The 14,704-nt window shown below is 73.5% G+C and carries 13 protein-coding genes, 1 tRNA gene and 1 pseudogene; 10 read left to right on the plus strand and 5 right to left on the minus strand.

Translation table 11 applies throughout. The features are described from left to right. Window positions 1-26 precede the first annotated feature (26 nt). Both ACIP6N_RS19970 and ACIP6N_RS19975 read right to left on the minus strand, forming a co-directional pair. Window positions 27-1,430 carry a sensor histidine kinase gene (locus ACIP6N_RS19970; protein WP_401817204.1) on the minus strand — a complete coding sequence of 468 codons (1,404 nt, stop codon included), beginning with the start codon at window positions 1,428-1,430 and terminating at the stop codon, window positions 27-29. Then, the gene (locus ACIP6N_RS19975) at window positions 1,427-2,185 is read right to left on the minus strand and encodes a response regulator transcription factor (RefSeq protein ID WP_401817205.1); all 759 of its coding nucleotides are present in this window, start codon (window positions 2,183-2,185) and stop codon (window positions 1,427-1,429) included. The genes ACIP6N_RS19970 and ACIP6N_RS19975 overlap by 4 nt, the downstream gene beginning before the upstream one ends. A 122-nt stretch (window positions 2,186-2,307) precedes the next feature. Between ACIP6N_RS19975 and ACIP6N_RS19980 the strand changes: the two genes are divergently transcribed. Both ACIP6N_RS19980 and ACIP6N_RS19985 read left to right on the plus strand, forming a co-directional pair. Next, window positions 2,308-2,877 (plus strand): hypothetical protein, encoded by a 570-nt coding sequence (locus ACIP6N_RS19980; RefSeq protein ID WP_401817206.1) that lies wholly within the window; start codon window positions 2,308-2,310, stop codon window positions 2,875-2,877. A gap of 100 nt (window positions 2,878-2,977) precedes the next feature. Then, window positions 2,978-3,577, plus strand: a pseudogene (locus ACIP6N_RS19985) (MFS transporter); the annotation flags it as partial. 77 nt (window positions 3,578-3,654) lie between these two features. Here the strand turns inward: ACIP6N_RS19985 and ACIP6N_RS19990 are convergent. Together ACIP6N_RS19990 and ACIP6N_RS19995 are read right to left on the minus strand one after the other, a co-directional pair. Further along, window positions 3,655-4,521, minus strand: coding sequence for a spermidine synthase (locus ACIP6N_RS19990; protein WP_401817207.1), 867 nt, complete (start codon window positions 4,519-4,521; stop codon window positions 3,655-3,657). 154 nt (window positions 4,522-4,675) lie between these two features. Next, on the minus strand, window positions 4,676-5,053 hold the full coding sequence (locus ACIP6N_RS19995; protein ID WP_401817399.1) for a hypothetical protein: 378 nt from the start codon (window positions 5,051-5,053) through the stop codon (window positions 4,676-4,678). A 251-nt stretch (window positions 5,054-5,304) separates the two neighbouring features. On the opposite strand from ACIP6N_RS19995, the gene ACIP6N_RS20000 reads away from it, so the two are divergent. After that, window positions 5,305-6,774 carry a tetratricopeptide repeat protein gene (locus tag ACIP6N_RS20000; RefSeq protein ID WP_401817208.1) on the plus strand — a complete coding sequence of 490 codons (1,470 nt, stop codon included), beginning with the start codon at window positions 5,305-5,307 and terminating at the stop codon, window positions 6,772-6,774. 165 nt (window positions 6,775-6,939) lie between these two features. Here ACIP6N_RS20000 and ACIP6N_RS20005 read toward each other — a convergent pair whose 3' ends face one another. Then, window positions 6,940-7,536 carry a histidine phosphatase family protein gene (locus ACIP6N_RS20005; RefSeq protein WP_401817210.1) on the minus strand — a complete coding sequence of 199 codons (597 nt, stop codon included), beginning with the start codon at window positions 7,534-7,536 and terminating at the stop codon, window positions 6,940-6,942. Window positions 7,537-7,734: 198 nt separating this feature from the next. On the opposite strand from ACIP6N_RS20005, the gene ACIP6N_RS20010 reads away from it, so the two are divergent. The 7 genes from ACIP6N_RS20010 (at window position 7,735) to ACIP6N_RS20040 (ending at window position 14,617) form a co-directional block, all read left to right on the plus strand. Beyond that, on the plus strand, window positions 7,735-8,685 hold the full coding sequence (locus ACIP6N_RS20010; RefSeq protein ID WP_401817400.1) for a phosphatase PAP2 family protein: 951 nt from the start codon (window positions 7,735-7,737) through the stop codon (window positions 8,683-8,685). After that, window positions 8,603-9,778, plus strand: coding sequence for a hypothetical protein (locus ACIP6N_RS20015; RefSeq protein ID WP_401817212.1), 1,176 nt, complete (start codon window positions 8,603-8,605; stop codon window positions 9,776-9,778). Before ACIP6N_RS20010 ends, ACIP6N_RS20015 begins: the two co-directional genes overlap by 83 nt. Next, entirely contained in the window at window positions 9,778-11,367 is a 1,590-nt protein-coding gene (locus ACIP6N_RS20020) for a hypothetical protein (RefSeq protein WP_401817213.1), read from the plus strand. Before ACIP6N_RS20015 ends, ACIP6N_RS20020 begins: the two co-directional genes overlap by 1 nt. Before the next feature lie 139 nt (window positions 11,368-11,506). Continuing rightward, window positions 11,507-12,880, plus strand: a complete 1,374-nt coding sequence (locus ACIP6N_RS20025; RefSeq protein WP_401817214.1) for an AAA domain-containing protein — start codon at window positions 11,507-11,509, stop codon at window positions 12,878-12,880. 198 nt (window positions 12,881-13,078) lie between these two features. Further along, entirely contained in the window at window positions 13,079-13,426 is a 348-nt protein-coding gene (locus ACIP6N_RS20030) for a hypothetical protein (protein WP_401817215.1), read from the plus strand. A gap of 192 nt (window positions 13,427-13,618) precedes the next feature. Then, window positions 13,619-14,428, plus strand: a complete 810-nt coding sequence (locus tag ACIP6N_RS20035) for a hypothetical protein (protein WP_401817216.1) — start codon at window positions 13,619-13,621, stop codon at window positions 14,426-14,428. 115 nt (window positions 14,429-14,543) lie between these two features. Beyond that, a tRNA-Lys gene (locus tag ACIP6N_RS20040) sits at window positions 14,544-14,617 on the plus strand. Window positions 14,618-14,704 lie beyond the last annotated feature (87 nt).

Below are 14,704 nucleotides of genomic sequence, written 5' to 3' on the forward strand. Positions count from 1 at the left end.
AGGAACGCATCGGAATGCCGAAAGGTTCAGGCCCCGGCACTCTTGCGGCCGAACACGCCGCGCCCGCGCCGGCGCAGTCTGTGGCCGTGTGCTTCGTCCGGCGAGCCCCAGCCGCGGAGGCCGATCCAGATCCGCACCTCGGTGCCGCCGAGCACCGAGCGGCCGATCCGTACGTCGCCGCCGGTCGACTCCGCGACCCGGCGCACGATGTCCAGGCCGAGGCCCGTGGAGCCCTCCTTGGCACCGCTGTTGCCGCGTACGAGTGCGGCCCGCGGGTCGGCGATGCCCGGGCCCGCGTCCGAGACCAGCACGATCACGGCGTCGTCGCCGTTGTGCACGTCGACGGAGAAGGCGGTGCCCTCCGGCGTGTGGCGGAAGACGTTGCCGAGCAACGCGTCGAGTGCGGCGGCCATTTCGCCTCTGCCGACCGGGATACGGACCGGACTGCCGACGCCCGCGAGCCGTACCTCACGGCCCTCGTCCTCGGCCAGCGCCGACCAGAAGTCCATGCGCTCCCTGACGACTTCGGAGACGTCGGAGCCCGCGGCGGGTCCCGCCGTGCCGGTCTGCGGCCTGGACTCGCGCGCGGTGCGGATGATCGTGTCGACCTCGCGCTCCAACTGGGCTACCGCCGCGCGTGTTTGGTCGGCGGTGGGCCCCTCCCCGAGCGAGGCCGCGTTGAGGCGCAGCACGGTGAGCGGAGTGCGCAGCCGGTGCGAGAGGTCGGCGGCGAGTTCCCTCTCGTTGGTGAGGAGTTGGACGACCTGGTCGGCCATCGAGTTGAAGGCCGCTGCGGCGGACCGGAGTTCGGCGGGCCCCGCCTCGGGAACGCGTACGCCGAGCTTGCCCTCGCCCAACGCCTGGGCCGCGCAGGCGAGTCCACGGGCCGGCTGGACCATCCGTACACCGAGACGGTCGGCGACGGCGACCGAGCCGATGATGAGCGCCGCGCCCACCCCGGCGAGCACCAGCCAGGCGGTGGTCACCCCGTTGGAGACCTCGCTCTCCGGGACGTACACCTCGACGACCGCGATCCGTCCCGAGCCGAGCGCGGTCGGCTGAAGCAGCACGGAGCCGCCGGACACCTCGGCGATGGACGCGCGGCCGAGCCGCTGGACAGTCCGCAGGTCCTTCTGGGCCGCCCGGCGCGTACCGATCACCAGGGGCAGGCTGTCCGCTTCGCCGGAGGCCGGTACGTGCACGGCCATCTTCCCGTCGGAGCCCGCCTGGGTGGAGGCGACCGCGCGGTTCAACTGGCCGTGGTCGGTGGTGATGGAGAGGGTGGGTCCGATGGCCGCGGCCTGGCGCTCCGCGTTGGTGAAGGCCCGGTCCCTGGCCATCTCCTTGATGACCATCCCCAGCGGCACGGCGAAGGCCAGTACGACCATGACGGTGACGGCCAGGGCGACCTTGACCAGGGCCCATCTCATCCGGTCGGCCACCGCGGGTCCGGGAAGGGCGGTGCGGGCAGGGGCTGTTCCGCGAGGGGCTGTCGCGGCGCCGGGGGCTCCAGCTTCACGCCGACGCCCCGCAGGGTGTGCAGATAGCGCGGCTTGGCCGCCTTCTCGCCGAGTTTGCGGCGCAGCCAGGACAGATGGACGTCGATGGTCTGGTCGTCGCCGTACGACTGCTGCCAGACCTCGGCGAGCAGTTCCCTGCGCGAGACGACCACCCCGGGACGCCCGGCGAGGAAGGCCAGGAGGTCGAACTCGCGCCGGGTCAGGTCCAGTCGCGTGCCGTCCAACTCCGCCTGGCGGCGCAGCGGATCGATGGCGAGGCCGCCGACCCGGATGACACGCGAGGGCGGGCTCTCGTCGGTGGCGGCCCGCGAACGGCGCAGTACGGCCGCCATCCTGGCCGACAGGACCTCCACGGAGAACGGTTTGGTGAGGTAGTCGTCCGCGCCGTCGTTGAGGAGCCGGATGATCTCCGCCTCGTCGTCGCGGGCGGTCGCGATGATCACCGGTACGCCGGTGATGCCGCGCAGCATCTTCAGCGCTTCGGCGCCGTCAAGATCCGGCAGTCCGAGATCGAGAATGACCACGTCGAAGCGGAAATGGGCCACTTCGCGCAGCGCCTCCAGGGCCGTGCCGACGCTCCTCACGGTGTGGGACGCCTCGGTCAAGTGCCTGATGAGGGCGGAGCGCACGAACTGGTCGTCCTCGACCACGAGCACACTTGCCATGGGCCGCACCGTACGCCAAATGGGGGACGGCGGGAGGGAAGTCCGCCGGGTCCGTGCCAAGGTCCCGGTTCCGCCAGGACCGTTGACCGCCCGCGGGACAGGCGTGGTGGGGGTGGTGCAGTATGACCCCGATGCGAAGAGGACTCGTCCATGTCTTGGCGTGGTTGCTCGCCACAGGCGCGGCGGTCACGCTGTCCTGGTGGGGCGTCCACACGGTCATGGCCGGCACGGCGTACGACCCGCCCCGCGCGCTGCCGATCCCCGCGGACGGCGTGAGGGCGGGCGACGCGCCCCCGCTCTCGTCCTCGACGCGGCGCCCGGAGAGCCCGGCGGAGAAGCCCGCACCGTCCCCGACGAAGGAGCAGGACGGAGCGGACGACCGGCACACTGCCACGCCGCCTCCGGCCCAGCCGCCGCGGACCGCGAGCCCGAGCGGCGGCGCACCGGATCCGTCACCTCCGGACACGGTGAGGAGTTATACGGTCGACGGCGGCCGGGTCGTCTTCGACCTCGGCGAACAGTCGGCCGAACTGGTCTCGGCGACGCCAGACGCCGGATGGCGGATGCAGGTGTGGACGGAACCGGCCTGGATCCGGGTCACGTTCACCCGCGACGGCCGCGAGGTCTCGGTCTTCTGCACCTGGAACGGCCACGCGCCGACAGTCGAGTTCGACGACAGCCAGGGCAGGTGAAGAAGGCCCCTGAACCAGTTGGCGTCCAGATGGCAGAACAGGTGGAATGAATGATGAAGGATCCTCGTTCAGTCGAGGATCCATCAACTATGTCGCCGAAAGACTGCTCTTCACGCCTCCGGCCCTCCTGGCTCTGACCATCGGCACATTCGGGATAGACCTCGCGTCGATCACCACCAAGGTCATGGGGCTCGACGAGTCGTCCGTGACGCTGATCCTGCTGCTCTGCGGCGTCGGCATGACCATCGGCGTACTGCTGGCGGGCCCGCTGACCGACCTGGCGGCGCGCCCCACGGCGTACGCGGCACTCGGCGGCCTCGCCGCGGTGCTCGTCGTCTTCTCCTTCGTCGCGCACGTGGCCTGGGCCGCGATGATCATGGTCGTACTGCTCGGCGCCGTCGGCTTCCTGATGACAGCGCCGCTCCAGGTAATGGTCATCCGGGCCGCCTCGGACGCGCCGACGCTCGCCTCCGCCTCCAACCACTCGGCCTTCAACCTGGCCAACGCGGGCGGTGTCTGGCTCGGCGGCGCCGTGATCGCGGCCGGCTGGGGCTGGATGTCGACGGCGCTGGCCGGCGCGGTGCTCGCGGCGATCGGCCTGGCGATCGCGCTGGTGGCGGGCTTCCTGGCCCGGGGCACCGGTGGTGACTCCGGCGACCTGAAGCAGACCGCCGGGGACGCCGCCTCCGTGAACGCGTAACCGGCCTCGCGCAGTCGGGGCTCAGCCACCCCTGCCGCGGCTTCCGGAGCGCGAACCGGAAGCGGCGGCGGGGACCGCTAGGTGAACGTATTGGGCGGCGGCAGCGGTGAGGGCTTGGCGCTCGCGTCGGTCACCACGGCCGCGCCGCCCGTGAAGTCGGCCAGCGCGCGGCCGTGTTCCACCCGGCCCGGGTGCGGATCGCTCGCGACCCGGCGGGTCAGCTCGGCGACCGGCAGCTCACGGTCGGAGGCCAGCAGTACGGCGTTGCCGAAGCGCCGGCCGCGGAAGACGGTCGGGTCGGCGGCGAGGGCGAGCCGTTCGAAGGCCGAGGCCGCGGTGGCGACCTGGCCGCGCAGATGCGTCAGCGGCGGACCGTCGGCGAGGTTGGCCGCGTACCAGCCGTCCGGCTTCAGGACCCGGCGTACATCGGCCAGGAACTCGGCGCTGGTCAGATGCGCCGGGGTGCGCGCGCCGCTGAACACATCGGCTATCACCAGATCCGCCCAGCCGTCCTGCACCTTGGCGAGCCCGGCGCGCGCGTCGGTGGACCGGACCCTGATCCGCGCGTTCGGATCCAGGGGGAGGTGCGTGCGGACCAGTTGGACGAGTGCCGCGTCCAACTCCACGATCTGCTGCGTGGAACGGGGACGGGTGGCGGCGGTGTACCGGGCGAGGGTGAAGGCGCCGCCGCCGAGGTGCACGACGTGCAGGGGCTGGTTGGCGGGGGCCACGAGATCGATGACGTGGCCGAGTCTGCGCTGGTACTCGAAGGACAGGTACGCGGGGTCGGCGAGGTCGACGTGGGACTGCGGCGCCCCGTCGAGCGTCAGCGTCCAGGCCCGGGGCCGCTCCCGGTCGGGCACCAGCTCGGCGAAGCCGCCGTCGACGGCCTCGCCCGTGCTCTCGGCGGTCGCACCGCGCGTATGACGTCTGTTCCTGGCCACCTGACCATTATCGGCCCACCCGGATCACGGGCAGGTCGCGGGCGGTCGGCGACGGAGATCTCCCCGGCGACAGGGGGCCGTGCGCCATCGGCGACCGGGGGCGTGCCGCTCGGCGACAGCGGGTCGTGCCCTTCGGCGACCGGGCTCGCGCCCCTCAGCGACAGCGGTCCGCGGCCTCGATGAGGCGGGCGGCTTCTCCCAGCGCCTTGCGCAGCACCTCCGGGTCCGTGACAGGTCCTCCGGCGTCCGGCGGCAGCAGCCAGCCCGTACCCACGACCGGCGGCTCCGCGGGGGTCCGCAGACCGCGCCCGTTCGTCTGCGTACAGGCGCTGCCCGGCAGGTCCCAGCCCTCCGCCGTGCCCGGCGGCACCAGGAAGCCGAGGGTGTCGCAGGTCCCGTCATGGAGCACGGGCCCCACCGCGGGCGTCGCACCACGCCGCAGGATGTCCACCGCTTCGAGCCCCTGACGGGCCGGGACCGTTACCAGATCGCAGGGCTCCCCCATGTCCGTCGAGCCACTGCTGGTGTCCATACCGGCCTCCAACTCCACCACGGGAACCCCTCCTCGCCGAGGAGAGACACAGTGCGCGCCTCCACCGGGTTCAACGCTGCGCAGCGTCAACAGCTACGGCGGCGCGCCGCCGCAAAGGATGGCAGTTCATGGCAGATCGCGGGCGAGATATCCGATTTGTTGGCAAACACTGCGTATAGGTACCGTCACGGACGGTACGTTCGGTGCCGGGAGGGGCACCCGCCCCGGCTGCACCAGGAGAGGGCTCGACCATGGCGTCGTCGCGGGCAGTTACCAACCTGGCCTTCCGCGGGCTGCGGGGCCATCACTCTCCGGGGGAGTTCGCCGCCTCCGTAAGGAGGGCGGCCCGGGAGATCGGCGAGCAGGTCGCCTGCGACGCACGGTACATCGGCCGGGTGGAGGCGGGCGAAATCCGCTGCCCCAACTACGCCTACGAACGGGTCTTCCTGCACATGTTTCCCGGCCTGACCCTGTCCGACCTGGGCTTCGCGGCCCGCGAGGCGGTCCGCGGCCGGGCGGCCCGTACGACCGCCCCGACCGTTCCGAAGCCCGCACCACCCGCCTCCACGGCCCCGGCGACCCCGCCCGCCACACCCCCCACACCGTTCGCGACACCGATCACGCACCACGGCGACACCGGCGGGATCAGCGAGGAGAGCGACGTGCTGCGTCGCGCGTTCATGGCAGGCGGCGCCCTCGTGGCGGCCGCGATCCTCCGGCCCGGCGCCGCGCCCGCCGCGGCCGCACCCGCAGGCCAGGCGCTGCCCCTCACCGCCGTACCCCGGCCCAGACGGGTCGGCGAGACCGAGGTGCGCGCCGTGGAGGCAGCGGTACGGCGGATCCGGCTGCTGGACGACCGGCACGGCGCCGACGGGCTCTTCCAGCAGGCCGCGCAGCCGCTGCGCAAGGCGTACGCGCTGCTCGACACCGGCAGGGCCGCCCGCAGGACCATCGCCGAGCGGCTGCGCTCGGGCGCGGGCGAGCTGGCGATCTCGGTGGGCTGGCTGGCGCACGACTCCGGCCGGCCGGACGAGGCGCGCTCGCACTACGCGGAGGCGCTGGCGACCGCGCGGGTGGCGGACGACCCCGCCCTGGAGGCGCACGCGTTCTCCAACATGTCGTTCCTCGCCAAGGACACCGGCCGGTACCGCGAGGCGGTGCGCGCCGCCGAGGCCGGCAGGCGCGCGGCCAGGCAACTGTCGTCCGCGCGCCTGCTGTCGCTGCTCACCCTGCGGGAAGCGTGCGGCTGGGCCCAGCTCGGCGACCGTAGGAACTGCGAGCAGGCGCTGAAGCAGGCGCACGCCCTCTTCGAGCGCGGCCCGTCGGACGCCGATCCGGAGTGGATGTCCTTCTTCGGCGAACCCGAGCTGGAGATCCTGGAGGCGCAGTGCCACGCGGCGCTCGGCGACTGGTCGCGCGCGGCCGGGCACGCGTACCGCGCGACAGTGGTGCAGGACCCGCACTTCGCCCGCAACCTGGCCCTCTACCGCGCGGAGCTGGCCACCGGCCTGGCCCGTGCCGGATCGCTCGACGAAGCCGCGTCCGCGGGGCACGGGGTGCTCGATCTGCTGGACCAGGTGCGGTCGTCGCGCATCCAGGCGAAGCTGGCGGCGGCCGCCAGGATGCTGCTGCCGCAGCGGCGGGTGCCCGAGGTGGGCGCGTTCCTGGAGCGTCACGCCCTGACGGAACGCCACGCCCTGACGGTGCGCCACTCGCTCTGACGCGGCCACGGCGGGACGGCGGGCATGCCTCCGCCGAGACGCGGACGGACCGGGCAGGCGCGGCCGCGCGTGGACGCCGGCCCGGCGCGCGGTTGAACACCGGGAGGACGGACCGGGCGGGCGCGGCCGCGTGGTCGGACGCCCGCGTGCCGTCCCCGCAGGCCGTCAGGACACGAGATGCGCCGTGTCGTTCCAGACCTCGATCGCGGGGGCTCCGTAAGCCCAGCCGAGGACCGAGACGGACGTCGGCGCCAGCCGGATCCGGGACGCGAACGACACGTCCTCGCCGAGCCAGCGCGCGCCGATCGCGCGCAGGATGTGGCCGTGCGCGAAGACGAGGACGTCGCGGTCGGCCGAGCGCGCCCAGTCGACCACCTCGTCCGCGCGGGCCGAGACCTCCGCCAGCGTCTCGCCGTCCGGTACGCCGTCCCGCCAGATGAACCAGCCGGGCCTGTCGGCCTTGATCTGCTCCGGCGTCCGGCCCTCGTACGCGCCGTAGTCGAACTCCATCAGCGCGTCCCAGTTCCGCGCGCGGTCCCCGAAGCCCGCGAGGTCGCAGGTCTCCCGGGCGCGTGCGAGCGGGCTGGTACGGATCTCGGCGTCCGGCAGGCCGGACCAGGGCGCGCGGCGCAGCCGCTCCCCCAGCAGCCCGGCGCCTCTGCGGCCCTCTTCGAGCAGGGGGATGTCCGTCCTGCCGGTGTGCTGGCCGGACAGCGACCAGGCCGTCTGCCCGTGCCGGGCGAGGAGGATGCGCGGTGCCATGGAGGCTCTCCTGAGGTTCACAAACGGGGCCGTTCCATCATCGCTCACCTGAACACGGAGCAACCGCCCGGGTGATCCCGGCGTCCTTCCAGTCGCGTGGGTGACGTTTCGAACAGATAACCGGTGGACACCCGCTGTAAGTGAACGATTGCGTACACCGTACGGTTGAACGTCGGCCGAAAGACATATGAAAACATGATGGGGACCCTCCGGATGGCGTACAGCACCAGTGAGCCGCACCCGCGCCGCCCCAGGCCACGCTGGTGGGCAGAGCTGTTGATGCTCGCCGTGGTGTACCCCGCGTATTCGGCCGGCCGCCTGCTCGCGGGCGGCGACGTGCCCGCCGCCGTCGACCACGGTCTCGCGATCCTGCGCATGGAGAAGGCGCTCTTCCTCAACGCGGAGCACCCGCTCAACCGTCTCTTCACGAGCACACCGGCCCTCGGCATACCCGCCGACTTCGCCTACGCGTCACTCCATTACCTCGTCACACCGCTCGTCCTCATCTGGCTCTTCCGCCGCCGCCCCGCCCGTTACCGGGCCGCGCGCACGTGGCTGATGCTCGCCACCTTCCTCGGCCTGGCCGGCTTCGTCCTCCTCCCCACCTCGCCGCCCAGGCTGCTCGGCGCCGGGAACGGCTTCGTGGACACCATGGCGCAGTACAGCTCGTACGGCTGGTGGGGCGCGGATGCGAGCGCGCCGCGCGGCATGGGCGGGCTGACCAATCAGTACGCCGCGATGCCCAGCCTGCATGTCGGCTGGGCCCTGTGGTGCGGGCTGATGCTGTGGCGGCACGCCCGTACCCCGCTGGTGAAGTGGCTGGGCGCCGCCTATCCGGTTGTCATCACCCTGATCGTCATGGGTACCGCCAACCACTACTTCCTGGACGCCGTCGGGGGCGTCGTGGTGATCGTGGCCGGTGCGCTGCTGACCCGTCCCGCGCTGCGCGCCGTGGACGGGGCGACGGCGGCGGCCGCGCGCTTCGGAGCCGGCCGGCCGTCTGCCGTGACGGCTCCCCGGCGCCGGCCGTCCCCGATTGTCAGTGGTGGGTGCGAGACTTCGGCGGGTGAGCGATTCCCTGGGCAGCGGACCCGTACCCGTACCTCCTCCGCGAGTCCTGCCGACGACTCTCCGGCAGCGGCTCGCTGAGCTGCGCGGCCCCACGGTCGCGCCGCATCCGCTCGACGCCCGCGCGCTGGCCGCCCTCGCGGCGAACCCCGGCTGCCGCAGACGCGCGCTGCTGGACGGCGCGGGGGTCGACAAGGCGGCGCTCGCCACCGCTCTCGGCTCGCCCGCTCCCTTCGGCCAGTCGCAGTTCGCCTTCATGCGGGGGAACGCGTTCGAGGCGAAGGTCAAGGCCGACGGCGGTACGGAGCTGATGGCGCTGCTGACGGACCTCATCGACAGCTCCGCGCCCTCTCCGCTGCCCGGCGAGGTGCTGGTCCCCGACCTCTCGGCGGCCGGACCCGAGGGCCGCACGGCCCGCACGGCGCTGGCGCTGCGGGAGGCCACGGCGGCGGGCACCTGGGCGCTGCTCGACCACCCGCTGTTCGCCCTGGAGGTGGCCGGCTCGCCCGCGTATCTGGAGCCGGACGCGGTGGTGGTGCGTCCGGACGGCCGGTGGACGGTCGTGGAGATCAAGTCCTTCCCGATGATCGACGGTTCGGCGGACGCGGCGAAGGTGGGCGCGGCGGCCCGCCAGTCGGCGGTGTACGTCCTCGCGCTGGAACGGGTCGCCGTCCTTACGGAGGGCGCGGAGGTGGACCACCGCGTCCTGCTGGTCTGCCCCAAGGACTTCTCGAACCTGCCCACGGCGTCCGTCGTGGACGTACGCAAGCAAAGGGCGGTGACGCGCAGGCAGCTGGCGAGGCTGACCCGGATCGAGGACATCGCGGCCGCCCTGCCCGAGGGCACGACCTTCGACGTGGAGCGCCGCTCGGGGGAGGAACTGACCACGGCGGTCGAGTCGGTGGACGCGGCCTACGCTCCCGAGTGCCTGGCCGCCTGCGAGTTGGCGTTCCACTGCCGCGGCCGGGCCCGTGCGGACGGCGCGGTGGAAGCGCTCGGCCGCAGCGTACGCGGCGAGTTGGGCGGTCTGACGACGGTGGAGGACGTGCTCGCGGCGGCTCGCGGCGAGGCGGGGGACCCGTCGGATCCGACGGTCGCGGCCCTGCGGAGAGCGGCGGCGCTGCGCGCGGAGGCCCTGGCGGGCGCTGCGGCCGTCCGGGACGGAGGCGCCTGATGTCGCTGATCAGCACGCTCGCGCGGCTCGAAGCCGTGCAGAGCGGACAGGCGCGGACGCTGGCCACGGTCCGCCACCGGCGGGTGTCGGAACGGCCGCTGGTGCTCGTGCCGCTGACGACCGCCGGCGAGGCCGGGGCTCCGCTCGGCGCGCTCGTGGGGACGGACCGCGACGCGCCCCGGCTCCTGGTGGTCGCGCAGCCGCGCGACCGCGACCTGCGGTTCGCGTTCCTCGGCGAACTGGCCGAGGCGGTCCTGCCGTATCTGGACGCGTACGCGGACGACATCGAGCCCGCCGAGCGCAATGAGACGGACCCGGAGACCGGCAAGCGCGTCAAGGTCGCGGTCGAGCTGTGCGCGGACGCACCGCAGTTGATCGTGCCGAGCCGGCCCGGCGTCGACTTCGTACGGCTGCTCGGCCGGTCCATGCGCTTCCGGCGTACGGCGGAGGACGACCCGGACGTGCCGTACCCCGCGCCGCCGCGCGTGCCGCTGCTCGGTCGGTGGCTGACGCATTACGGCGAGCGCGCGCGGGTGCCGGGCTCCTCGCTGCTGGTCTCGATGACCGATCTGCTCAACCGCCACTGGGCGACGGGCCAGTCCGGCCTGGAGGACCAGCATCTCGGCGCGCTGCTCGCCTGGATCGATCCACCGGACGGCCTGCGCGGCGCCGAGGCGGCGCTGCGGGCCGAGACGGAGCGGGACGGGGAGGGGCAGTTGGTGTGCCCGCCGGCCGGACCCGCGACGGACCCGGCGTTCGACAACAGGCTGCTGTCGCCCGCGATCGACCGCTACGACGCGGCGCGCAAGGCGCTGTCCGCCGCCGAGGACGGCCATGGGGCCGACGAGCAACTGGCCCGCCTCACGGCGGCGGAGCGGGAGATCCGCGATCTGCTGGCAGGGGTCATGCGGCCGACCTGGGACGCGGTCTGGCACGGCCTCGACCTGCTGCGGGAGCTGCCGGAGGGCGCGCGGGTCACCGACCGCTGGACGCGTGACCGCTGGTCGTTCACCGGCCACCGTGACCGCGTCCTCGCCGGGGAGCCGCCGCAGCCGCGCCTGGACGACGCGGTGACGGCGGCGCAGAAGCTCGCCTCGCGCGAGAGCGCCCAGGCCCAGCTGGAGGCGCAGGAAGCGCTGGACGACCCGCTGGTGCTGGCGGGCCGCAGGCTGTCCGGCGAGGCGTTCCTCGGCGAGGTGACGGAGGTGGTGATGGCGTACAGCGAGAGCAAACGGCCTTCCCCGCGCCCGCTGTTGACGATCCGTACGGACGACCGGCCGCATCTGGGCGAGCGTACGAAGGTGTACCGCTCGCTGGACGGCAAGCCGCAGTCGGCGGAGTTCGTGCGGTACGAGGCCGACGGGACGCTGGTGCTGCGGCTGACGGACCGTATGGGCCGGAGCAAGGAGCCCGCGCCGGGTTCCGTACCGGACAAGGGCGAACGGCTCGCCTGGACGCTGTTCGAGCACGATCAGCGGGGCGGCCCGAAGCTCCCGGACCGCGACGAGACCCCGTGGACCCACGGCGGACCGCCGGGCGCGGAGGTCCATCAGGCGCCCGACCGGGTGACCGGGGAGGACTTCCTGTGACCGCGTCCCGCCGTGCCGGGCACGCGCCGTACGCGGCTCCCTCCCCCGGCAGTCGCCCCGGCCGGGCGGGCCGCTCCTCAGCGCCCGGCAGCCGTCGCCGCACCCGCCCTCGCCCCCGTACAGGACCCGGAGACTCCCGATGACCGTGCCCATCGAGCGACCGGAGACCGTTCCCGCGCCGGAGGCCGCCCTCGGTCCCGGCGCCCAGGCAACCCGCGCCACGGACGCGATCCTGCGCGACACCCTGCACGGCGCCGCTCGCGGTGTCGTGGTGGACTCCCCGCCCGGCGCGGGCAAGTCCACGCTCGTCGTGCGTGCCGCGCTGGAACTGGCCGCCGCCGGGCGGCCGTTGATGGTCGTCGCGCAGACGAACGCCCAGGTGGACGACCTGGTGGCCCGGCTCGCCGAGAAGGAGCCCGACCTGCCCGTCGGCCGGCTGCACAGCAACGACCCCGATCCGTACGACAAGGCGCTGGACGAGCTGGCGAACGTCCGCAAGTCGGCCAAGGCCGCCGACCTCGCGGGCCTCGACATCGTGATCTCCACGGCCGCCAAGTGGGCGCATGTGCAGGGCGTCGAGCCCTGGCGGCACGCCATCGTGGACGAGGCGTACCAGATGCGGTCGGACGCGCTGCTCGCCGTCGCCGGACTCTTCGAGCGCGCCCTGTTCGTCGGCGATCCCGGCCAGCTCGACCCGTTCAGCATCGTCGGCGCCGACCAGTGGGCCGGGCTCTCGTACGACCCGTCGGCCAGCGCCGTCTCGACGCTCCTCGCGCACAACCCGGAGCTGCCCCAGCACCGGCTGCCGGTCTCGTGGCGGCTGCCCGCGTCGGCCGCGCCGCTGGTGTCGGACGCGTTCTACCCGTACACCCGCTTCCGCAGCGGCACGGGCCCCGGCGACCGGCGGCTCTCGTTCGGTGTCCCGTCCGACGGCTCGGGGCCGGACCGGGTGCTGGACGAGGCGGCCGAGGCGGGCTGGGGGCTGCTGGAGCTGCCGGCCCGGCGCACCCCCCGCACGGACCCGGAAGCGGTGCGGGCCGTGGCGCTGGTCGTCCGCCGGCTGCTGGATCGCGGCGGCGCGGCCACCAGCGAGCGTTCCCCGGAGCCCGTGCCGGTGACGGCCGACCGGATCGCGGTCGGTACGGCCCACCGCGACCAGGCGGCGGCGGTGCGCGCGGCCCTCGCGGAGCTGGGGGTGAGCGGGGTGGCGGTGGACACCGCGAACCGTCTCCAGGGGCGGGAGTTCGACGTCACGGTCGTGCTCCACCCGCTCTCGGGACGGCCCGACGCCACGGCGTTCCACCTGGAGACCGGCCGGCTCTGCGTGCTCGCGTCCCGGCACCGGCACGCGTGCGTCGTGGTGTGCCGCGCGGGCGTCGCCGAACTACTGGACGAGCATCCCTCGACGGAGCCCGTTCAGCTGGGGGTGACGGTCAAATTCCCGGACGGCTGGGAGGCGAACCACGCGGTCCTGGCGCATCTGTCGGAGCACCGCGTGCCCTGGCGGCCGTAAAAGACGTACGCGCGACGACGGGCGTACGCGCGGCAGTGGGCGCGCGCGGGCCGACAGCGTGCGGGAGCCAGGGGGCGCACGCCTCAGCAGTGTGCGGGCGTGCGCCCCTTTCTCGCGAGCCCCCTGAGGCCCACTTGCGGAGGGCGGGAGAATAGTCGGTGGCCCATGGCCGCACACGCACCAGCAGGAGGCACAGCAATGGCGGATCCCGAGCGGAGTGAACGGCGGCTGCGGCCCGCGCCGCTGCTCTTCGAGCCCTCGGAGGCGGTCACCGACCCCGAGCACTTCTTCGACCTGGAATCGATCGACGACCCCGCCACACTGCTGGCCAGGTCCACGGAGCTGACCCTCGCGTTCCGCGTCGCGGCCGACCGCGCGATGGAGTTCCAGGCGATCGCGGCCGCCCAGCTCGCGGACCCGCGGCGGTTCGACATGCTGACGGCGGCGGACATCGCGGAGCGCGCGGAGTGGACCGAGGACTATGCGAAGAAGATGGTCGAATTCGGCCGGAACCTGCTCCGCGGCGAAGGCCCGGACGGCGAATGAGACGCTCCGGGGAGCGGTGAAACGGGCCGCGAACGAGCCGGGCAGGCCCGCGAACGCGCGACCGGCGCGCGCCCTCCGCGGCAACGCACGGGGCATATGCCGGGGCGGCATGCTACTCCGCCGGTCCCGCACCGTCCCGATTTTCACGAACTCAGCGGAACGGGCCCATTACTCCCGGTAGACCTGAGTTCCATGAGTGCATGGGTAAGAGACGAATCCCCGCTGAGCCCCGGTACGAGTGACGACGAGCGCCGCCGCGGCATCTTCGGCCCTCTCCGCGAAGAAGGCACGGACCACACCTCACAGCTCACCGCCGCCGGTGCCGACTGGCTCGCCTCGGCGGGGCCGTATCCCCGCTCCACACTCTCCCTCTGGGCCACGCGTCCGACCGCTCCCGGCGTGGTGCCCTGCGGCTCCGCCTTCGACGTGGTGAACGCGCCCGCGGTCTTCGGCCGCCGCATGCTGGACCGCCTGTGGGCCGACGGCCCCGGCTCCGGCCCTGTCTCGGCGTACCGCGGCCGGATGCTGCTGTTCGCCGCGCCGGGCACCGCGCAGCGACTGCCCGCGCTGCTCGCCTGGGAGGAGTGGGGGCGCGCGGGCATACCGGTCGCCGACCAGCGCCGGAGCTGCGGGGAAGGCGGGCGCGACGGAGTGGGCACCGGTGAGGCCGCGATACCGCCGCTGCTCTTTCACGGCCCGGGCGACGCCGTGACCGTGCCGCCCCTGACGCCGGGAACCGCGCCGGGCCCGCGCTGGGTCGTCGCGCCGGACACCCGCCACCCGTGGCTGCCGGGTCCCGACGTACTGCTCTGGGCCTGCGTACGGGCGGCCAGGGCCGCGCTGCGGACCTCCGGGCCCGCCGGCCACCCGTCCGCCTCCCGCCCCCAGGGCGTACCGCCGCGCAAGGCGCCGCACGGGACGCGGGGAGCGGCGGGCGGGACGGGTGCGGCGGTGGGCACCGCCGCACCGGGAAACGCGGCGGGCGCCCGGCTCCCCCGGTAGCCCTCTGACCACCGGATACGGCCCGGAACCCGGCCCCACAAGCCCTCCGGGCGCACCTCGCTATATCGATTTTTCATCGCGCCGATCCGGGTGCTATCGTCTACGACGTCAGCAGGCGCCGCTAGCTCAGTTGGTTAGAGCAGCTGACTCTTAATCAGCGGGTCCGGGGTTCGAGTCCCTGGCGGCGCACAGACGGAAAAGGCCCCTCGCGCGAGCGGGGGGCCTTTTCGTGCACGCTAAAGCGCTTCGTGCGGGCTGAAGCGCCTCGTGCGGGCG

This window comes from Streptomyces sp. NPDC088725, assembly GCF_044751305.1.
GTDB lineage: Bacteria > Actinomycetota > Actinomycetes > Streptomycetales > Streptomycetaceae > Streptomyces.

Bases quoted from the DNA above. Each gene is read 5' to 3' on its own strand.
- ACIP6N_RS19970 (WP_401817204.1), bottom strand. From the start codon at position 1,430: ATGAGATGGGCCCTGGTCAAGGTCGCCCTGGCCGTCACCGTCATGGTC.
- ACIP6N_RS19975 (WP_401817205.1), bottom strand. From the start codon at position 2,185: ATGGCAAGTGTGCTCGTGGTCGAGGACGACCAGTTCGTGCGCTCCGCC.
- ACIP6N_RS19980 (WP_401817206.1), top strand. From the start codon at position 2,308: ATGACCCCGATGCGAAGAGGACTCGTCCATGTCTTGGCGTGGTTGCTC.
- ACIP6N_RS19995 (WP_401817399.1), bottom strand. From the start codon at position 5,053: ATGGACACCAGCAGTGGCTCGACGGACATGGGGGAGCCCTGCGATCTG.
- ACIP6N_RS20000 (WP_401817208.1), top strand. From the start codon at position 5,305: ATGGCGTCGTCGCGGGCAGTTACCAACCTGGCCTTCCGCGGGCTGCGG.
- ACIP6N_RS20005 (WP_401817210.1), bottom strand. From the start codon at position 7,536: ATGGCACCGCGCATCCTCCTCGCCCGGCACGGGCAGACGGCCTGGTCG.
- ACIP6N_RS20010 (WP_401817400.1), top strand. From the start codon at position 7,735: ATGGGGACCCTCCGGATGGCGTACAGCACCAGTGAGCCGCACCCGCGC.
- ACIP6N_RS20020 (WP_401817213.1), top strand. From the start codon at position 9,778: ATGTCGCTGATCAGCACGCTCGCGCGGCTCGAAGCCGTGCAGAGCGGA.
- ACIP6N_RS20025 (WP_401817214.1), top strand. From the start codon at position 11,507: ATGACCGTGCCCATCGAGCGACCGGAGACCGTTCCCGCGCCGGAGGCC.
- ACIP6N_RS20030 (WP_401817215.1), top strand. From the start codon at position 13,079: ATGGCGGATCCCGAGCGGAGTGAACGGCGGCTGCGGCCCGCGCCGCTG.
- ACIP6N_RS20035 (WP_401817216.1), top strand. From the start codon at position 13,619: ATGAGTGCATGGGTAAGAGACGAATCCCCGCTGAGCCCCGGTACGAGT.